We start from the raw sequence: 20,358 nt of genomic DNA, 5'->3' as shown, positions 1-20,358 counted from the left end.
GCTAGCGGATGATGCCGCGCTGCGACGCAACGACGAAGTCGATCAGCGCCTGCACCGGCGCATCGCCCTCGCCGCCCGCGCTCGCCAGCTCGCGCAGTTGCGCGATCGCTTCGTCGAGCGACAGGCCGTTCTTGTACAGCAGCCGGTATGCGGCACGCAGCGCCGAGATCGCATCCGGCGAAAAATCGCGCCGGCGCAATCCTTCGACGTTGATCCCGTGCGGCTCGGCCTTGTTGCCGGCGGCGATCACGAACGGCGGGACGTCCTGCACGAGCGCGGACGCGCCGCCGAGCATCGCGTGCGCGCCGATGCGCACGAACTGGTGCACGCCGGACATGCCGCCGACGATCGCGTAATCGCCGACCGTCACGTGCCCCGCCATCTGCGCATTGCTCGACAGGATCACGTTGTTGCCGATGCGGCAGTCGTGGCCGACGTGCACGTAGGCCATGATCCAGTTGTCGTCGCCAAGCGACGTGACGCCCGCATCCTGCACGGTGCCGGTGTGGATCGTCGTGAATTCGCGGATCGTGTTGCGCTCGCCGATTTCGAGCCGGGTCGGCTCGCCCTTGTACTTCATGTCCTGCGGACGGCCGCCGATCGACGCGTAGTGGCCGATCGTATTCTGTGCGCCGATCGTCGTATGACCTTCGAGCACGCTGTGCGAACCGATGGTCGTGCCCGCGCCGACCGTGACGTGCGGCCCGATGATCGCATACGGGCCGACTTCGACCGTTTCATCGAGCTGTGCACCCGGCTCGACGACCGCGGTGGGGTGAATTCTGCTCATGCGCCCTCGCTTCCTGTTCCATTGCCTGTTCTGATGGCCGCCGCGGCGCGCGTGCGCGCGGGCCGGCCTGCGTTGCCCGGGTGCCGCGCCCCGGGCCGCCAGGGCGGGGGCCGTGCGAAGCGCGCGTGGACCCGGACCGTGTCCCGGCTTACTTGCCGTCCGCGTCCATTTGCCGGACCGCGCACATCAGGTCCGCTTCCGCCGCCACGACGCCGTCGACCTCGGCGCGCGCCTTGAACTTCCAGATGCCGCGCATATGGCGCTCGAACACCGCGTTCAGGATCAGCTGGTCGCCCGGCTCGACGACGCGCTTGAAGCGCGCATTGTCGATGCCCACGAACAGGTACAGCGTGTTCGACGGGTCGCTGGGTTCTTCCGAGAACGTCAGGAGCGCCGCGGTCTGGGCGAGCGCCTCCAGAATGAGCACGCCCGGCATCACCGGACGGTTCGGGAAATGCCCCATGAAGTACGGTTCGTTGATCGACACGTTCTTCAGCGCCTTGATGCTCTTGTGCGGTTCGAGTTCGAGCACGCGGTCAACGAGCAGGATCGGGTAGCGATGCGGCAGCAGCGTGAGAATCTTGTGGATGTCGAGATTGATTTTTTCGGTGCTCATGGTGTTTCTGCTCACGCATTGACTGCGCGATGTTGACTGCGGATACGGATTGCGTTCGGTTGATCCCGCATGCGGCGCGGAGCCGGCGCGCGCCGCCCGCGCGCGGCGCGGCGGGCGCTCATGCGTTGTCCGGCGCGCTCGCGGCGACGGCCGCTTCGAGCGCCTTGATACGGTCGCGCAGCTTGTCGAGGTTGCGCATCAGCGCCGCGCTGCGATTCCAGTCCGCGTGTTCGACCGCCGGAAATGCGCTCGTGTACATGCCCGGCTTCAGCAGCGACTTCGACACGCCCGACTTGGCGGTCACGATCACGTGGTCGGCGAGCGTCACGTGGCCCGCGATGCCCACCGCGCCGCCGATCATGCAATGGCGGCCGATCGTCGTGCTGCCGGCGATGCCCGCGCAGCCCGCGATCACCGTGTATGCGCCGATCCGGCAGTTGTGGCCGATCTGCACGAGATTGTCGATCTTCACGCAGGTCTCAATGACGGTGTCGGCCATCGCGCCGCGGTCGATCGTCGTGTTCGCGCCGATTTCGACATCCGCGCCGACCGTCACTCCGCCGACCTGCGGAATCTTGACCCAGCTGCCGGTGCGCGCGTCGCCTTCGCCGACGAAGTCCGGCGCGAAGCCGAAGCCGTCGGAGCCGATCACCGCGCCGGCATGCACGATCACGCGCTCGCCGAGCGTGCAGCCGTGATAGACGCAGACGTTCGGGTACAGGTGCGCGCCCGCGCCGATCCGCGTGCCGCGGCCGACCACGACGTTCGCATCGAGCCGCACGTGCTCGCCGATCACCGCGCCGGCCTCGACCGTGACGTTCGGCCCGATCACCGCGCTCGCCGCGACCTGTGCGGACGCGTCGATATGCGCGCCCGGATGCACGCCGGGCACGGCCCGCGGCGCGGCCATGTCGATGAAGGCCTGCGCGAGCCGCGCGAAATAAGCATACGGATTCGGGGTGACGATGAAGTGACGGCCGTCGCGCCCGTTCACCTTCGCGAGATCGGCGGCGCTGATCAGCACCGCGCCCGCCCGGGTGGTTTCTACCTGCGCGAGGTATTTCGGATTGGCGAGGAAAGCCAGCTGGTCCGGACCGGCCTGGTCGAGCGGCGCGAGGCCCGCGACGCGCTGCGACCCGTCCCCCGCGATTTCGCCGCCGAAGCGCTGGACGATCTCCTCGAGCGTAAATGCCATGCCTGTACTGCTCCTGCTGTTCAATTGCCGGTGGCGGCCGCGCCGCTTGCCTGCGTGGCTGCCAGTGCCTTCAGCACCTGGTCCGTGATATCGATGCGCGGGCTCACATACACCGCTTCCTGCACGATCAGGTCGTAATGCTGCTGCTCCGCAATCTGCTTGATCACCTTGTTCGCGCGGTCGAGCACCGAGGCGAGCTCCTCGTTGCGGCGCTGGTTCAGGTCTTCGCGGAATTCGCGCTGCTTGCGCTGGAAGTCGCTGTCGAGCTGTGACAGTTCCTGCTGCTTCTGCGCGCGGTCGGCTGCCGACATCGACGCGCCGTTCTTGTCGAGCGCATCGGACATCGACTTCAGCTTCTGCGCCATGTTCTGCAGATCCTTGTCGCGCTTGGCGAACTCGGCCTCGAGCTTCAGTTGTGCAGCCTTCGCCGGCGCCGATTCGCGCAGAATGCGATCCGAATTGACTGCCGCAATCCGTGCTTCCTGCGCCTGCGCGGCGCCCACGCCCAAAGTCAAAGCCAGCGCCAGCACACACGCCACCCGTTTGGAAAACATACCGGTTCGCAAAGTCATCCTCTCGCTACTGTAAAAGAGACCCGGATGCATGCCGGGCCGCCGCGTCTGAATACCCATCCGCCACGACGCGGGGCGCACGCTCGCGTGCGGCACCGCGCATTCGCGCCGGTTTCGTGATACGGGAGTCCATGAGTCGGCAAGCCGCCCGGGCCGCGCAGCGCCCGGGGCGACACCGGCGAACGCACGGCCCGACGCTCGCGACAGGCCGTGGCACCGGAGCGCGGCGGCCTGCGATACGGGCCGCCGGTTTCGATCGCCGCCAGATCGCGCTGCCGGCTCGCCCCGCCGTCTGTTCCCGCGAACGGCCCCGTTGCGCGCGCGGCCGGCGCCGCGGCGGCCGGCCCTGCGGCAGCGGCCGTCGCAGGCGTAGAACGGTGAGGCTTCAGCAACGTGCGTCCCCCATGTCGAGCAGAACCGCCACCCGCGCCGTCAAAAATGGATCAGGCGAGCCAGATCGTTGAATAGCGCGATCGCGGACAATGCAACGATACAGGCGAGGCCCGCGCGCTGGAGCACCAGCTGCCAGCGGTCCGAGACGGCTTTGCCGGTTGCGGCTTCGACCAGATAATATAACAGATGGCCCCCGTCCAATACCGGAATCGGCAGCAGGTTCAGCACGCCGAGGCTGATGCTGACAAGCGCCAGAAACGACATGAACGCCGACGGACCGAGCCGCGCGCTCTTGCCCGCATAGTCCGCAATCGTCACCGGACCGGACAGGTTCTTCAGCGACGCCTCGCCCACCACCATCCGGCCGAACATCCGCACCGAGTACGCCGCCAGATCCCAGGTCCGGCGCGCACCGAGTTCGACGCTCTCGAGCGGCCCGTAGCGCACCTCGATCGACGGCACCTGGGTAGCCAGCTCCGCGCCGATACGCGCGACCGGCTGGCCGGATGCGCCGTCGCGCTGCAGCAGCGGCACCACGTGCAGATCGACGATCTGGCTGCCGCGCTCGACGTCGAGCGCGACCGGCTTGCCCGCGTGCGACTTCACGTACGCAATGAAGGCGCTCGCGTTGTCGGCCCGCGTGCCGTCGAACGACAGCAGGCGGTCGCCCGCTTCGAGGCCCGCGCGCTGCGCGGCGCTGCCCGGCTGCACGCCCGCCACCACCAGCTGGCCGCCGCCCGGCTCGAAGCCGAGCCGCGACATGAATTCGCCGTCGACGTCGGACTGCGGCACGTCGCGCAGATCGAGCGGGAAATCGAAGGTGCCGTGCGCGTTCTTCGCGGTCAGAATCACGCGGCGATGGTCGAACGCCGCACCGAGCAGCTTCCAGCGCAGATCCGCCCACGAGCGCACCGGCTCCGATTCGCCCGCGCCCGCATTGCGCACCGCCACCACCGTCTCGCCGCCGTCGAAGCCGGCGAGCGCGGCGGCGGTATTGGACAGCGGTGTGGCCACGATGGCCGGCGGCTCGTGCACGCCGGTCGCGAACACGAGCGCAAACAGCACGATGGCAAGCACGAAGTTCGCCATCGGCCCCGCGGCAACGATCGCGAACCGCCTCGCGACCGACTGGCGGTTGAACGCCTGCGGCAACAGTGCGGCGGGGATCGGCTCGCTCGCTTCGCGCTCGTCGAGCATTTTCACGTAGCCGCCGAGCGGCAGCGTGGCGATCGTCCATTCGGTGCCGGTCTTGCGGCTGACCCGGCGCAGCAGCGGCCTGCCGAAACCGATCGAAAAGCGCAGCACCTTCACGCCGCACAGCCGTGCGACGCTGTAATGGCCGTACTCGTGCACGACCACGAGCACGCCGATCGCCACGACGAAGGCGAGCACTTCGATCAGCAGGTTCATCGACGTCTCACTGCACCGCGCGCAGCGCGGGCTCCGGCAGCCGCGCGATGGCGGCCGCGCCGAGACGGCGCGCCTCGGCATCCGCGGCGATCACGTCGTCGAGCCGGGCCGCGCTGCGGTTGGGCAGCGCGTTGAGCACCGTGTCGACCACCTGCGCGATCGCCATGAAACCGATCCGGCGCGCGAGAAACGCTTCGACTGCGACCTCGTTCGCCGCATTGAGCGCCGCGCTCGCAATGCCGCCCGCGGCGAGCGCCTTCATCGCGAGTGCAAGGCATGGAAAGCGCGTGTAGTCGGGCTTCTCGAACGACAGCGACGCGACCTGCGCGAGATCGAGCGGCGCCACGCCGGATTCGACGCGCTCCGGAAACGCCAGCGCGTGCGCAATCGGCGTGCGCATGTCCGGATTGCCGAGCTGCGCGAGCACCGAGCCGTCCGCGTACGACACCATCGAATGGATCACGCTCTGCGGATGAATCAGCACGTCGATGCGCTCGCCCGGCAGGTCGAACAGCCAGTGCGCCTCGATGACTTCGAGGCCCTTGTTCATCATCGTCGCGGAGTCGACCGAAATCTTGCGGCCCATCACCCAGTTCGGGTGCTTGCACGCCTCGTCCGGCGTCACGTCGGCGAGGGTTGCCGGCTCGCGCGTGCGAAACGGCCCGCCCGACGCGGTCAGGATGATCTTCGAGACGCCGCCGTGCGCCGCCGCTTCGCGCGGCAGGCACTGGAACACCGCGTTGTGCTCGCTGTCGACCGGCAGCAGCACGGCCTCGTGATCGCGCACCGCATTCATGAAAAGCGCACCGGACATCACGAGCGCTTCCTTGTTGGCGAGCAGGATGCGCTTGCCGGCGCGCGCGGCGGCCAGGCTCGGCGCGAGCCCCGCCGCGCCGACGATCGCGGCGACCACCGTATCGCAGCCGCTGCTGCCCGAAATGTCGACGAGCGCCTGCGGGCCCCAGGCCACCTCGGTCCGGCAGCCGGCCTCGCGCAGCCGCGCCGCGACGCTCGCGGCCGTGGCGGCGTCGCCGACCACGGCGACTTCCGGGCGAAACCGCAGGCATTGCTCGACGAGCTTGTCGCCGTTGCGATGCGCGCTCAGCGCATACACCGAGAAGCGCTCGGGATGCCGCGCGACCACGTCGAGCGTGCTGTCTCCGATCGAGCCCGTGGAACCGAGCAGTGTCAAACGTTTTTGCATGTCTCTATCTCTGGCCGAAATGCAGCAGCAGCATGGCGAGCGGCAGCACCGGCAGTAGCGCGTCGATACGGTCCAGCACGCCGCCGTGGCCCGGCAGCAGCGCACTGGAGTCTTTTACGCCGGCCTGGCGCTTGAGCATCGACTCGAACAGGTCGCCGACCACGCTGAACCCGACGAGCACGGTGAGCGCCAGCAGCGTGCGGACCGTGCCGAGCCGCGCGAGCAGCGTCGAATACAGGGTCGGTTCGAAAGCATGCAACGCGAGCGCGCCCGCCGCGACGAGCAGCACGGCCAGCCAGCCGCCCAGCGCACCCTCCCAGGTCTTGCCCGGGCTGATCGCGGGCGCGAGCTTGTGGCGCCCGAACGCCTTGCCTGCGAAGTATGCGCCGATATCCGCGAGCCAGACCACCAGCAGCAGCGAGAGCACGAACGCGACGCCCTGCGCGCGCGCCCAGACGAGCGCATGCCAGCAGGCGACGAATACGACGAGCCCCGCGAGGAACAGGAAGGGCCGCCAGGCAGCCTTCGCGAGCGTCGGCTTGCGCAGCAGCACGTAGGGCCCGGCGAACACCCAGAAGATCGCCGCGGCCTGGAACAGCGAGCGCGGCGGCCGCAGGTCGGTGCCGATACGCGTGCTGGCCGCGAGCGCCGCGCCCGCCACGAGCGCGTAGATGACGGGGCCCGCGCCGCCGAGCTTGAGCAGGCGCGCCCACTCCCACGCGGCAAGCACCAGCACCAGCGCGATCAGCGCGCCGAACCCGGCGAGCGGCGCGAACAGCGTGACGGGCAGGAACACCGCCAGCAGCGCGAGCGCCGTGACAACCCGGGTTTTTAGCATGGAAGCGGATCGACCTTTTGCGATTGCGGCTCGAGCTGGGCGCTGGTGCGGCCGAAGCGGCGCTCGCGGTCGGTGTACGAAGCGAGCGCGAGATGCAGCGCCTGCGCGTCGAAATCCGGCCAGTAGGTATCGGTGAAGTAAAACTCGGTGTACGCGAGCTGCCACAGCAGGAAGTTGCTGATGCGCTGCTCGCCGCCGGTGCGGATGAAGAGATCCGGTTCCGGCGCGTAGGCCATCGCGAGATGTTCGGCGAAGCGCTCCTCGCTCACCTCGACCGGCTGGCCTGCCGCCGCGGCCGCTTCGACGAGCCGCCGGGTCGCCTGCATGATGTCCCAGCGCCCGCCGTAATTCGCGGCGATCGTCAGCGTGAGACGGGTATTGCGGGCGGTTTTCGTCTCCGCGCGGCGGATCAGGTCCTGAATGCGCTGATCGAACATCGCCAGGTCGCCGACCACGCGCAGCCGGATCCCGTTCGCGTGAAGCTTGCCGACCTCGCGTTCGAGCGCGGTGACGAACAGGCGCATCAGGAACGACACTTCGTCGTTCGGACGGCGCCAGTTTTCGGAGCTGAACGCGAACAGCGTCAGATACTCGACGCCGCTGCGCGCGCAGGCCTCGACGACCGCGCGCACCGCGTCGACGCCGCGCGTATGGCCCGCCACGCGCGGCAGGCGGCGCTGCGTTGCCCAACGGCCGTTGCCGTCCATGATGATCGCGATATGTCGCGGCACCGCCGCGACATCCGGCACGCGAACGGTTGAGCTGGTATAGGTCATGGCCGTGGGAACTCTAACTGCAAAAAAGGAAGGAAAACGTGACGTGCCGAGGCCGCGCGGGCCTCAGACCGTCATGATCTCGGCTTCCTTGGTGGACACGAGCTTGTCGATCTCGGCCACGAACTTGTCCGTGAGCTTCTGGACCTCGTCCGCCGCGCGGCGCTCGTCGTCTTCCGAAATTTCCTTGTCCTTGACGAGCTTCTTCAACTGCTCGTTCGCGTCGCGCCGCAGGTTGCGCACCGACACGCGCGCCGTTTCGGCTTCGCTGCGCGCCACTTTCGTGAGCTCGCGGCGACGCTCCTCGGTCAGCGCGGGCATCGGCACGCGGATCACGTCGCCGTGCGTCGCCGGGTTCAGACCGAGATCCGACTCGCGGATCGCCTTCTCGACGACCGGCACCATCTTCTTTTCCCACGGCTGGACACCGATCGTGCGCGCATCGACCAGCGTCAGATTCGCGACCTGCGAGATCGGTACCGGAGAGCCGTAGTAATCGACCTGGATGTGATCGAGCAGACCCGTGTGTGCGCGCCCGGTGCGGATCTTCGACAGATCGTTCCTGAACGCGTCGATCGAGCGCTGCATCTTCTGCTCGGTGCCCTTCCTGATATCTGCCACAGACATTTTCAAACCTCCGAACCTTCAAAACGGTACGGGCCGGCCGGCGCGCCGCGCCGGCCCGGGCCCGCGTCAAAGCCCACCTGATGTGAACGAGAGTTTACACGTGGACGAGCGTCCCCTCGTCCTCGCCCTGCACGATACGCTTGAGCGCACCCGGCTTGACAATCGAAAACACGCGGATCGGCAGTTTCTGGTCGCGGCACAGCGCGAACGCGGTGGCGTCCATCACCTGCAGATTGCGGCCGATCGCCTCGTCGAAGCTGATCGTCGTGTAGCGCGTCGCGTCGGGATCCTTCTTCGGGTCGGCCGAATAGACGCCGTCGACCTTGGTCGCCTTCAGCACCACTTCCGCGCCGACTTCCGAGCCGCGCAGCGCCGCCGCGGTGTCGGTCGTGAAAAACGGATTGCCGGTGCCGGCCGCGAAGATCACGACCTTGCCCTCTTCGAGCTGGCGGATCGCGCGGGGCCGGATGTACGGCTCGACCACCTGGTCCATGCGCAGGGCCGACTGCACGCGCGCCTCGATGCCGGCGTGGCGCATCGCGTCCTGCAGCGCAAGCGCGTTCATCATCGTCGCGAGCATCCCCATGTAGTCGGCGGTCGCCCGGTCCATGCCGGCCGCGCCGCCCGCGACGCCGCGAAAGATGTTGCCGCCGCCGATCACGACAGCGAGCTGCGTGCCGAGCCTTACCACTTCGGCCACGTCCGCCACCATTCGTTCGATCGTTGCGCGGTTGATGCCGAAGGCATCATCGCCCATCAGAGCTTCGCCGGAAAGTTTGAGGAGGACGCGTTTGTAGGCAATGGGCATAGGGGTATCCAGATCGCGCAGAACAGGACAACGACAAGAAGCTAACTGTAGGGGTGAATTACGGGTTCGAGCAAGCGCCGCCCTGCGGGATCCGCGGGCCGTGCCGGGCGATCCGCCCGCCGCCGGCCGGCGGCGGCGCGGCGGGGGTCGGCCCGCGCGCCGCCTTGCGACGCTGCTGCGCGCGGCCGGATCATGTCCGGCCGCGGGTACTGCGGCGCTACCGCAAACTGCCAGTATCGCCTTGCCATGCTGAAGACAAGCTTATTGCTGCTTTGCAGCAGCCACTTGCGCGGCCACTTCGGCGGCGAAGTCGTCCTGCTTCTTCTCGATGCCTTCGCCGACCACGAACAGCGCGAACTTCTGCACGCCCGCGCCGGCCGCCTTCAGCATCTGCTCGATCGTCTGCTTGTCGTTCTTCACGAACGGCTGGTTCAGCAGCGACACTTCCTTCAGGTACTTCTGGACGCTGCCCTCGACCATCTTCGCGACGATCTCGGCCGGCTTGCCCGATTCGGCCGCCTTCTGCTCGGCGATGCTGCGCTCCTTCGCGATCAGCTCGGCGGGCACGTCGTCGGACGACAGCGAGACCGGCTTCATCGCCGCGATGTGCATCGCGACATCCTTGCCGACCTGCTCTTCCGCGCCCGAGTACTCGACCAGCACGCCGATGCGGGTGCCGTGCAGGTACGCAGCGAGCCGGTTGGCCGTTTCGAAGCGGGCAAAGCGGCGGATCGACAGGTTTTCGCCAATCTTGCCGACGAGCGCGGTGCGCACCGCGTCGACCGTCGAGCCGTCGAGCGGCAGCGCCGACAGCGCGGCGACATCCGCCGGATTCTGCTTCACGACGAGCGCGGCCACCTGCTTCGCGAACGCGTTGAAGTCGTCGTTCTTCGAGACGAAATCGGTTTCGCAGTTCAATTCGACGATCGCGCCGACGCCGCCTTCGATGTGCGAGGCGATCACGCCTTCAGCCGTCACGCGCGAGGCCGCCTTGCTCGCCTTGTTGCCGAGCTTCACGCGCAGCAGCTCTTCCGCGCGGGCCATGTCGCCGTCGGCTTCCGTCAGCGCCTTCTTGCATTCCATCATCGGCGCATCGGTCTTCGCGCGCAGTTCTGCCACCATGCTTGCGGTAATTGCCGCCATCATTCGCTCCTTGAGTCTGTCTTTCGTATGCCGCCCGCCATTCGATAGCCGCGGCAACCCTTCGGTTCAACGCCGCGCAGCGTGCCGGCGCGTATTCAGAGGTCGTGACTTAAAAAAAGGGGGCCTGTCGAAGCCCCCTTTTTTGCTGGCCACGGGGCAGCGTTACGCTTCCGGGCTGACCTCGACGAACTCGTCGCCGTCGTCGCCGCGCACGGCCTGAACGACTTCGTTGACCGCGTTCGCGCGGCCTTCGAGGATCGCGTCCGCCACGCCTTGCGCGTACAGCGCGACGGCCTTGCTGGCGTCGTCGTTGCCCGGGATCACGTAGTCGATGCCTTCCGGCGAGTGGTTCGTGTCCACCACGGCGATAACCGGCACGCCGAGCTTGTTCGCTTCGGTCACGGCAATCTTGTGATAGCCGACGTCGACGACGAAGATTGCGTCAGGAATGCCGCCCATGTCCTTCACGCCGCCGATCGACTTCTGCAGCTTGGCGATCTCGCGTTCGAACAGCAGCGCTTCCTTCTTGCTCATGCGTTCGAGTTCGCCCGCTTCGACAGCCGCTTCCATGTCCTTCAGGCGCTTGATCGAGACCTTCAGCGTCTTGAAGTTGGTCAGCATGCCGCCGAGCCAGCGCGCGTTGACGTACGGCATGCCGGCGCGCTGCGCTTCCAGGGCGATCGTGTCGCGCGACTGGCGCTTCGTGCCGACGAACAGGATGGTGCCGCGATTGGCTGCCAGCTGACGCACGTACTTCAGCGCGTCGTTGTACATCGGCAGCGTCTTTTCGAGGTTGATGATGTGAATCTTGTTGCGATGACCGAAAATGAAGGGGGCCATCTTCGGGTTCCAGAAGCGCGTCTGGTGACCAAAGTGGACACCGGCTTCCAGCATCTGACGCATGGTAACTGCCATGAAATTCTCCGCGAGGGTTGGGACTTAAGCCGGCTGCCGTACCGTCCGCGCCGCCTTCGCCTGCTGCGAAGCCCGGCCGCGGCCGGCACCCTGGGTGCGCCGGCTTGCGAGTGTGCTGCCTGTGTTACGTTACTTCTGCTTCTTTCTGTTACTGCTGCTGCCTGCCTGTGCCGCCGGGTATCGCGCTGATATCGCGCCCATACCGCCGCCTGCTGGCCTGTAGCCTGTAGCTTGCGAACATGCTGCAGACCGCTCGCTTGCAGCGCATACGCGGGCAGCCTCCCGAACGGCGGCTGACGCCGCTGCCCGCCCCGTGACCCGGCAGGCAATGCCACGGGACAGTCGAAAGCATTATGCCCAAAAAGAAAATAATGCGAATCGACTTAGCCGGGCATTATAGCACGCGAGAACAAACCGGCTCAACCGGCGGGTTGTCCCGCGCCTGCGGCGGGTTGCACCCGTTGCGCGCCGGATCGCACGGGACCATGCCGGCGGCGAGTATGCGCATCGGGCGCGGGGTCGGTGGGTCGGTGGGTCGGTGGGTCGGTGGGTCGGTGGGTCGGTGGGTCGGTGGGTCGGTGGGTCGGTGGGTCGGTGGGTCGGTGGGTCGGTGGGTCGGTGCCTCGGCGACCCGGTAAGCCGGTAAGCCGGCGCGCCCGTGCGCCGATGCGCCGCCCGACGGCCACCGCGGGCGCATCGTGTCTGCCCATGTGCCATGCGGATGGCCGCGGCGGCAGCCGCAGCCCACGCGGCTTATGCGGCGCCGGGATCCGGCAGGCCCCGGCGCACGCACGTAGGCGCAAGCGGCCGCACTCGCCCACTCGCCCCCCCGCACCCGCGCCGCCCGCACCCGCCGCACCCGCCGTTCCGGCCGCCGGCCGCATCCCGCTCTCGCCGCAAAACGCTGCGGCAGCGGAAATATGGTGAGATAATCTTTCGATAATCCGCATTTCAGGCCCGACTCATGGCTATTACGATCAAAAACGAACACGATATCGCTCAAATGCGCGTGGCTTGCCGCCTCGCGAGCGAGGTGCTCGACTACATCACGCCCTTCGTCGCCGCCGGCATCACGACCGGCGAACTCGACCGGCTGTGTCACGAATACATGGTGAAAGACCAGGGCACGGTTCCGGCGCCGCTGAACTACCAGCCGCCCGGCTACCCGCCTTATCCGAAGGCCACCTGCATTTCGGTCAACGACGTGATCTGTCACGGCATTCCCGGCGACAAGACGCTGAAGAACGGCGACGCGCTCAATATCGACGTGACGGTGATCAAGGACGGCTATTTCGGCGACACGAGCCGCATGTTCATCGTCGGCGAAGGCTCGATTCTCGCGAAGCGCCTCGTGCAGGTCACCTACGAGTGCATGTGGCTCGGCATCGACCAGGTGCGCCCCGGCGCGCACCTCGGGGACATCGGCCACGCGATCCAGCGGCATGCGGAAAGCCAGGGGTACAGCGTCGTGCGCGAATATTGCGGCCACGGCATCGGCACCGTGTTCCACGAGGAGCCGCAGATCCTGCACTACGGCCGCCCGGGTACCGGCATCGAGCTGCAGACCGGCATGATCTTCACGGTCGAGCCGATGATCAACGCCGGGCGCCGCGACATCCGCACGATGCCCGACCAGTGGACCGTGAAGACGCGCGACCGCAGCCTGTCCGCGCAGTGGGAGCACACGGTGCTCGTCACGGACACCGGTTACGACGTGCTGACCGTGTCGGCGGGTACGCCGGCCCGTCCGCCGATCATCGCGGCAGCCGCCTGAGCCCCCCGCCCCTCCTACCCGCGCGCGAGCCCATGAGCAGTGTTCCGGACGTCGATCTTTCCTGCGCCACGGCGCTGAAGGCGGATTACAAGTTGGCGAAGACGCGGCTCCTCGAGCGCTTCCGTCAGGCGAGCACCGTCGAGTCGCTCATGGCGAGCCTTGCGCGCACCACGGACGACGCGCTGTGCGGCGCGTGGCACGCGTGCGAGCTGCCGCCGTCGCTCGCGCTCGTCGCGGTGGGCGGCTTCGGGCGCGGCGAGCTCGCGCCCCACTCCGACATCGACATCCTCGTGCTGCTGCCCGACGACGCGCCGATCGCGCCGCTCGAAACGCGCATCGAACGTTTCATCGGGCTCGCGTGGGATCTCGGCCTCGAACTCGGCAGCAGCGTGCGCACGGTGTCGCAGTGCCTCGAGGAAGCGGCGCACGACGTGACGGTGCTCACCTCGCTGCTCGAAGCACGCTGCATCACCGGCAGCCACGTGCTGTTCGACGAGTTCGCGCGCCGCTATCGCGCGGTGCTCGATCCTCGCGCGTTCTTCCAGGCCAAGGTGCTCGAAATGCGCCAGCGGCACGCGAAGTTCCAGGACACGCCTTACGCGCTCGAACCGAACGTCAAGGAAAGCCCCGGCGGGCTGCGCGACCTGCAGCTGATCCTGTGGATCACGCGGGCCGCCGGCTTCGGCAACAGCTGGCAGGAACTGCAGACGCGCGGCCTCGTGACCGAACGCGAAGCGCGCGAACTGGAACGCAACGAGGGCTTCCTGAAAGCGCTGCGCGCACGGCTGCATGTGGTCGCCGGACGCCGCCAGGACATCTTCGTGTTCGACCTGCAAACCGCGGTCGCGGAGAGTTTCGGCTACAAGCCCACCGCCACCAAGCGCGCGAGCGAACAGCTGATGCGCCGCTATTACTGGGCGGCGAAGGCCGTCACGCAGCTGGCGACGATCCTGATCCAGAACATCGAGGCGCAGCTCTTTCCGAACACGAGCGGCATCACGCGGGTGCTGTCGGAGCGCTACGTCGAGAAGCAGGGCATGATCGAAATCGTGAGCGACGACGTATTCGAGCGCGAACCCAATGCGATTCTCGAAGCGTTCCTGCTGTACGAGCTGACGCCCGGCGTGAAGGGCCTGTCGGCCCGCACGCTGCGCGCGCTGTACAACGCGCGCGACGCGATGGACCAGCGCTGGCGCCGCGATCCGGAAAACCGGCGCCTGTTCATGGAGATCCTGAAGCAGCCGGCGGGGATCACGCACGCGGTGCGGCTGATGAACCAGACCAGCGTGCTCGGGCGCTACCTGCTGAATTTCCGGCGCATCGTCGGCCAGATGCAGCACGACCTGTATCACGTCTACACGGTCGACCAGCACATCCTGATGGTGCTGCGCAACCTGCGCCGCTTCGCGGTCGCCGAACACGCGCACGAATATCCGTTCTGCAGCCAGCTGATCACCGAATTCGAGCGTCCCTGGGTGCTGTATGTGGCGGCGCTGTTCCATGACATCGCCAAGGGCCGCGGCGGCGATCATTCGACGCTCGGCATGGCCGACGCGCGGCGCTTTTGCCGCGAGCACGGCATCGAGCACGGCGACGGCGAACTGATCGTCTGGCTGGTCCAGCACCATCTGACGATGAGCCAGGTCGCCCAGAAGCAGGACACGAGCGACCCTGTGGTGATCCGGCGCTTTGCCGAACTGGTGGGCGACGAGCGGCATCTGACGGCGCTCTACCTGCTGACCGTGGCCGACATTCGCGGCACCAGCCCGAAAGTCTGGAATGCATGGAAAGGCAAGCTGCTCGAGGATCTCTACCGCACCACGCTCGCGGTGCTGGGCGGCGCGAGTCCCGATACGCACTCGGAGCTGAAGTCCCGCCAGGAGGAAGCGCTCGCGCTGCTGCGGCTCGAAACGGTCCCGGAGTACGCGCACAAGGTGCTGTGGGACAAGCTCGACGTCGGCTACTTCCTGCGTCACGACGCAGCCGACATCGCGTGGCAGACCCGCGTGCTGTACCGCCATGTCGAAACCGCGCTGCCGATCGTGCGCGCACGGCCGGCGCCGGTCGGCGATGCGCTGCAGGTGCTCGTCTACGTGAAAGACCGGCCCGACCTGTTCGCGGGCATCTGTGCGTACTTCGACAAGAACGCGCTATCGGTGCTCGACGCGCGCGTGAGCACGACGCGTCACGGATATGCGCTCGACAACTTCATCGTGCAGCACACCGAAGACGACGTGCACTACCGCGACATCGCGAATCTCGTCGAGCAGGAACTCGGTGCGCGCCTCACGGCCGAGGGCACGCTGCTGCCTGAGCCGTCGAAGGGACGCCTGTCGCGCCTGTCGCGCACTTTCCCGATCACGCCGCGCGTCGACCTGCGGGCCGACGATCGCGGCCAGTATTACATCCTGTCCGTGTCCGCCAACGACCGGCCAGGCCTTCTTTATTCGATCGCGCGCGTGCTGGCCGAGCACCGGGTCGGCGTGCAGTCGGCGCGGATCAACACGCTCGGCGAGCGCGTCGAGGATCTGTTCCTGCTCGACGGGCACGGTCTTTCGGACAACCGCCTGCAAATCCAGGTCGAAACCGAGCTGCTGCGCGCGATCGCAGTGTGAGAGTTCATGCGAGCCAAACTGACAGTCAAAGCGCCGCGCCCGGCATCGCCCGAGCGCGCCCCGGTACGCCGGGGCAGCACCACCGCGCGCAAGCCGGTACGTCCTGTGGGACCGCCTGCGGCTGCGTCCGCCACGGGTGGCCGACCCGGCGCCGCCGCGAGTAGTCCGAAGCAGAAGCCGGCGACCCGGCCTGCGCCGGCGGCCGCCGGCAAGAACCCCGCGGGCACGGGGGCACGCGCGCCTCGCGCCGATGGCCCCGCGCGCGCTCGGCCTGCTACCCCGGCCGGCGCCTCAGGCCCGGCCGGCAGGCGGCCCGCGCCCGCACAGCGGCCCTCTCGCGACGATGCGCCGGCACCGCCACGTTCGCCTCGCGGCGAAGCCTTCGCGCAGCGGCCGCCTCGCGGGGAAGCCTCGGCGCAGCGGCCCTCTCGCGGGGAAGCCTCAGCGCAACGGCCCTCTCGCGGGGAAGCCTCGGCGCAACGGCCCTCTCGCGGGGAAGCCTCAGCGCAACGGCCCTCTCGCGGGGAAGCCTCGGCGCAACGGCCCTCCCGCGAGGATAGGCCTGCGCGACGCGCGCCCCGCGGCGACGCGCCGCCACAGCGCTCACCTCAGCAGGGCCCCTGGACACAACGCCCCCCGCGCGAGGGCACGTCGGCCACGTCGCCGCGACGCGCACTCCCGGCGCGCGGTCCGGCGGAGCCGGGGCGCGGCGAACGGCCCGCGGCCGCTGAACGCACGCGGCACTCTGCCGCCGAAACACCGAACGCACGGCGCCCGGGTACATCAGGCAAACCGGGCGAAGCCGGTCCGCGCGGCGAGCGCGGATTCGCGACGCCGGTGAAGGGTGGATATCGCGATCGCGCGACCTCGGCACCGCGTGAGGCCGCGCCCGGACGGGCCCCGGCACGCACATCGGCCCGTCCAGGCGTCGACAGCGCATCGGACGCGCCGCGCGCCGCGGCAAAGTCCGGTTCGGGCGCACGCCCTGCACGCCCCATCCGCGACGCCAGCGACGTCGGCAACGCTGGCCGCGCCGATGCCGTGCCGCGTGGGCGCCGCGCGTTGCCCGAGCGTCCGCGTCCGGCGGCTGCCACGTCGGCCGCGCATACCGCCGACGCGCGCCGCACGCGCGATGAAAGTCACGCGAATCACGCGCGTCGCGAACGCGGCGACGTCGCGGGCACGCTGCGTCTGTCGAAGCTGATGTCGGAGCTGGGCCTGTGCTCGCGCCGCGAAGCTGACGAATGGATAGAGAACGGCTGGGTGCGGGTGGACGGCGAGATCATCGACACGCTCGGCACCAAGGTCCGTCCGGATCAGCACATCGACATCGATCCCGCGGCGCAGGCCATGCAGCTGCGCCAGGTGACGATTCTGCTGCACAAGCCGGTGGGTTATGTGTCGGGTCAGGCCGAGGACGGCTATCAGCCGGCTGCGACGCTGATCACGCCCGCGAACCAGTGGGAAGGCGACCGTTCGGGTATCCGCTTCTCCGCTTCGCACCTGCGCCGGCTCGCACCCGCGGGGCGGCTCGACATCGATTCCACCGGCCTGCTGGTGCTGACGCAGGATGGCCGGATCGCCAAGCGGCTGATCGGCGGCCACTCCGAGGTCGAGAAGGAGTACCTGGTCCGCGTTACCTACGGCGATATCGAAAACGGCATCGACCAGCATTTCCCGGCCGAGCAGCTCGCGCGGCTGCGCCACGGCCTCGCCCTCGACGACGTGCCGCTCAAGCCTGCCAAGGTGAGCTGGCAGAACGGCGAGCAGCTGCGCTTCGTGCTGCGTGAAGGCAAGAAACGGCAGATTCGCCGCATGTGCGAGCTGGTAGGCCTGCAGGTGGTCGGCCTGAAACGGGTCCGCATGGGCAGCGTGCCGCTCGGCGCACTGCCGCCGGGACAGTGGCGCTATCTCGCCGCACACGAGAGCTTCTGAAGCACCGGCGGTCCGTCATGACAGGGCCTGCGCGCGAGGCGCGGGCCGTGTTGTTTGTGAGGTGCGCCTAGTCGTCGCCGTTCGGATCGAGGCCCGGAAACAGGACCTCGGTGAAGCCGAACTTCGAGAAGTCGGTAATGCGCATCGGGTACAGCTTGCCGATCAGATGATCGCATTCGTGCTGCACGACGCGTGCATGAAAGCCCTCGGCAACCCGGTCGATCGGCGTGCCGCGCTGATCGAAGCCCTGGTAGCGGATCATCGAGAAGCGGCCCACGATGCCGCGCAGACCCGGCACCGACAGGCAGCCCTCCCATCCCTCTTCCATGTCCTGGGACACCGGTGTGATCGTCGGATTGATCAGCACCGTTTCCGGCACTGGCGGCGCATCCGGGTATCGCTCGTTATGGCCGAAACCGAAGATCACCACCTGCAGGTCGACGCCGATCTGAGGCGCGGCAAGCCCCGCGCCGTTCGCGTGATGCATCGTGTCGAACAGGTCCTGCACGAGCGCATGAAGCTCGGGCGTGTCGAACCGGTCGACCGGTGCCGCGATGCGCAGCAGGCGCGGATCGCCCATCTTCAGGATTTCTCGGATCATGACGTTTCACCCTCCAGCAACTTGCGCATTCCGTCTTCGTCGAGCACGGCGATACCCAGTTCCTCCGCCTTCGCGAGCTTGCTGCCCGCCTCGGCGCCGGCCACTACGTAATCCGTCTTTTTCGACACCGAGCCGGCCACTTTCGCGCCGGCCGCTTCCAGCATTTCCTTCGCTTCCTCGCGGCTGAGCGTCGGCAGCGTGCCCGTCAGCACCACCGTCTTGCCGGCCAGCACGCCTTGCGGGGCTCTCGGCGCGGGCGGTCCCTCGGGCCACGTGACCCGGCCGGGCGCACGCAACTGCTCGATCACCGTGCGGTTGTGTTCCTCGGCGAAAAAGCGCTGGATCGACTCCGCCACCACCGGACCGACGTCCTTCACTTCCAGCAGTTCGTCGAGCGACGCGTCCATCAGCGGGTTGAGCGAGCCGAAGTGTCGGGCGAGATCCTTCGCCGTCGACTCGCCGACATGACGAATCCCCAGCGCATAGATGAAACGCGCGAGCGTCGTATGGCGGGCTTTTTCGAGCGAGTCGAGCAGGTTCTGCGCGGACTTCTCCGCGAAGCGGTCGAGTTCGGCGAGCGTCGCGAACCCGAGATTGAACAGGTCGGCCGGCGTGCGCACGAGGTTCAGTTCGACCAGCTGGTCGACGATCTTCTCCCCGAGGCCGTCGATGTCGAGCGCGCGACGCTGGGCGAAATGCCACAGCGCCTGCTTGCGCTGGGCCGGGCAGTACAGGCCGCCGGTGCAGCGTGCAATCGCCTCGTCCGGCAGACGCTCGATCGCCGAGCCGCACACCGGGCACCGGGTCGGCATCACGAATTCGCGCGCGTCGGGCGGGCGCCGCTCGAACAGCGCGCTGACCACTTCCGGGATCACGTCGCCCGCGCGCCGCACGATGACCGTGTCGCCGATACGGATATCCTTGCGGCGCACCTCGTCCTCGTTGTGCAGGGTTGCATTGGTCACGGTCGCGCCGCCGACGAACACCGGTTCGAGGCGCGCCACCGGCGTGATCGCGCCGGTGCGCCCGACCTGCACGTCGATCGCGACGAGCTTCGTCAGCGCTTCCTGGGCCGGAAACTTGTGCGCGAGCGCAAAACGCGGCGCGCGCGACACGAAGCCGAGCGCGTCCTGCTGCGCACGTGCGTTGACCTTGTAGACCACGCCGTCGATATCGTAGGGCAGCGTGTCGCGCTTCGCGCCCACCGCGCGGAAGAAGCCGAGCAGGCCGTCCGCGCCCTCGACGACCGTGCGCTCGCTGTTGACCGGCAGCCCCATCGACGCATACCAGTCGAGCAGCGCGCTGTGTGTCGCAGGCATCGGTACGCCGTCGAGCACGCCGATACCATACGCAAAAAACGCCAGGGGCCGTTGCGCGGTGATCTTCGGATCGAGCTGGCGCAGGCTGCCCGCCGCCGCGTTGCGCGGATTCGCAAACTCCTTGAGACCAGCAGCGCGCTGGCGCTCGTTCATGCGCTCGAAGTCGCGCCTGAACATCAGCACTTCGCCGCGCACGTCGATCAGCTTCGGAACATGCGCGCCCTTCAGCACGAGCGGAAGCGAGCGGATCGTGCGCACGTTGGCGGTCACGTCCTCGCCGGTGGTGCCGTCGCCGCGCGTGGAAGCCTGCACGAAGCGGCCGTCGACATAGCGCAGCGAGATCGCAAGCCCGTCGAACTTGAGCTCGCACGCGTAGCGCACCGGGGTCTCGTGCAGCGCGTCGCCCACTCGCTTGTCGAATGCGACGATATCTTCGTCCGCGAAGCCATTGTTCAGCGACAGCATCGGCTGTTCGTGCACGACCGGCGCGAAACCGCTCGCCACTTCGCCGCCGACGCGCTGCGTCGGCGAGTCCGGCGTCACCAGCGCGGGATGCGCCGCTTCGATCTGCTGCAGTTCGACAAACAGGCGGTCGTATTCCGCATCCGGCAACTCCGGCTGGTCGAGCACGTAATACGCGTAGTTCGCGCGTTCGAGTTCTGTGCGCAGCTGCGCGGCCCGCTCGGCCGCGACGCGTTGACCGGAGGAAGAAGCGGAAGGATGAACCATGCTGGAAGCCGTCGCGCGAAACGCGCTTTGAACAAAGGACGTCCGATTATCGCAGGAACCCTCCGCGATGGACATCGGCCACATGGCCAGCGGCCGTGCCG

The 20,358-nt window shown here is 67.9% G+C and carries 17 protein-coding genes; 3 read left to right on the top strand and 14 right to left on the bottom strand.

Features of this window, described 5'->3' with window-relative positions:
* Position 1: 1 nt before the first annotated feature.
* The 12 genes from lpxA to rpsB form a co-directional block, all read right to left on the bottom strand.
* Positions 2–790: an acyl-ACP--UDP-N-acetylglucosamine O-acyltransferase gene (gene lpxA, locus AC3AP7_RS06105; protein WP_475764556.1), complete on the bottom strand. Its 789-nt coding sequence runs from the start codon at positions 788–790 to the stop codon at positions 2–4.
* 148 nt (positions 791–938) lie between these two features.
* A complete protein-coding gene (gene fabZ, locus AC3AP7_RS06100) occupies positions 939–1,406 on the bottom strand; it encodes a 3-hydroxyacyl-ACP dehydratase FabZ (protein ID WP_475764557.1) in 468 nt (155 codons plus the stop codon).
* Positions 1,407–1,524: 118 nt separating this feature from the next.
* Entirely contained in the window at positions 1,525–2,601 is a 1,077-nt protein-coding gene (lpxD, locus tag AC3AP7_RS06095) for a UDP-3-O-(3-hydroxymyristoyl)glucosamine N-acyltransferase (protein WP_475764558.1), read from the bottom strand.
* Positions 2,602–2,621: 20 nt separating this feature from the next.
* Positions 2,622–3,173 carry an OmpH/Skp family outer membrane protein gene (locus tag AC3AP7_RS06090; protein WP_475764559.1) on the bottom strand — a complete coding sequence of 184 codons (552 nt, stop codon included), beginning with the start codon at positions 3,171–3,173 and terminating at the stop codon, positions 2,622–2,624.
* Positions 3,174–3,605: 432 nt separating this feature from the next.
* Positions 3,606–4,976, bottom strand: coding sequence for an RIP metalloprotease RseP (gene rseP, locus AC3AP7_RS06085; RefSeq protein ID WP_475764560.1), 1,371 nt, complete (start codon positions 4,974–4,976; stop codon positions 3,606–3,608).
* A 7-nt stretch (positions 4,977–4,983) separates the two neighbouring features.
* Positions 4,984–6,180, bottom strand: coding sequence for a 1-deoxy-D-xylulose-5-phosphate reductoisomerase (locus AC3AP7_RS06080; protein ID WP_475764561.1), 1,197 nt, complete (start codon positions 6,178–6,180; stop codon positions 4,984–4,986).
* A 4-nt stretch (positions 6,181–6,184) separates the two neighbouring features.
* Positions 6,185–7,018, bottom strand: coding sequence for a phosphatidate cytidylyltransferase (locus AC3AP7_RS06075; RefSeq protein ID WP_475764562.1), 834 nt, complete (start codon positions 7,016–7,018; stop codon positions 6,185–6,187).
* On the bottom strand, positions 7,012–7,794 hold the full coding sequence (gene uppS, locus AC3AP7_RS06070) for a polyprenyl diphosphate synthase (protein WP_475764563.1): 783 nt from the start codon (positions 7,792–7,794) through the stop codon (positions 7,012–7,014). The genes AC3AP7_RS06075 and uppS overlap by 7 nt, the downstream gene beginning before the upstream one ends.
* Before the next feature lie 63 nt (positions 7,795–7,857).
* A complete protein-coding gene (gene frr, locus AC3AP7_RS06065) occupies positions 7,858–8,418 on the bottom strand; it encodes a ribosome recycling factor (RefSeq protein WP_475764564.1) in 561 nt (186 codons plus the stop codon).
* Between the two features lie 94 nt (positions 8,419–8,512).
* Positions 8,513–9,226, bottom strand: coding sequence for a UMP kinase (pyrH, locus tag AC3AP7_RS06060; protein WP_475764565.1), 714 nt, complete (start codon positions 9,224–9,226; stop codon positions 8,513–8,515).
* Positions 9,227–9,487: 261 nt separating this feature from the next.
* Positions 9,488–10,369 (bottom strand): translation elongation factor Ts, encoded by an 882-nt coding sequence (gene tsf, locus AC3AP7_RS06055; RefSeq protein WP_475768059.1) that lies wholly within the window; start codon positions 10,367–10,369, stop codon positions 9,488–9,490.
* Positions 10,370–10,531: 162 nt separating this feature from the next.
* Positions 10,532–11,284, bottom strand: coding sequence for a 30S ribosomal protein S2 (rpsB, locus tag AC3AP7_RS06050; protein WP_475764566.1), 753 nt, complete (start codon positions 11,282–11,284; stop codon positions 10,532–10,534).
* A gap of 964 nt (positions 11,285–12,248) precedes the next feature.
* On the opposite strand from rpsB, the gene map reads away from it, so the two are divergent.
* The 3 genes from map to AC3AP7_RS06035 all read left to right on the top strand — a co-directional run bounded on the left by map (position 12,249) and on the right by AC3AP7_RS06035 (position 17,608).
* Entirely contained in the window at positions 12,249–13,058 is an 810-nt protein-coding gene (map, locus tag AC3AP7_RS06045) for a type I methionyl aminopeptidase (protein ID WP_475764567.1), read from the top strand.
* Between the two features lie 32 nt (positions 13,059–13,090).
* Complete coding sequence (locus AC3AP7_RS06040) at positions 13,091–15,673, top strand: [protein-PII] uridylyltransferase (RefSeq protein WP_475764568.1); 2,583 nt, start codon at positions 13,091–13,093, stop codon at positions 15,671–15,673.
* Between the two features lie 1,062 nt (positions 15,674–16,735).
* Entirely contained in the window at positions 16,736–17,608 is an 873-nt protein-coding gene (locus tag AC3AP7_RS06035; protein ID WP_475764569.1) for a pseudouridine synthase, read from the top strand.
* A 67-nt stretch (positions 17,609–17,675) separates the two neighbouring features.
* Here AC3AP7_RS06035 and def read toward each other — a convergent pair whose 3' ends face one another.
* Complete coding sequence (def, locus tag AC3AP7_RS06030) at positions 17,676–18,209, bottom strand: peptide deformylase (RefSeq protein ID WP_475764570.1); 534 nt, start codon at positions 18,207–18,209, stop codon at positions 17,676–17,678.
* Positions 18,206–20,257, bottom strand: a complete 2,052-nt coding sequence (ligA, locus tag AC3AP7_RS06025) for an NAD-dependent DNA ligase LigA (protein ID WP_475764571.1) — start codon at positions 20,255–20,257, stop codon at positions 18,206–18,208. The genes def and ligA overlap by 4 nt, the downstream gene beginning before the upstream one ends.
* Positions 20,258–20,358: the final 101 nt, after the last annotated feature.

This window comes from Paraburkholderia sp. PAMB 6770, from assembly GCF_057748135.1.
Note: the sequence above shows the minus strand (reverse complement) of the source record. Positions and strands in the feature narration are given on the sequence as shown.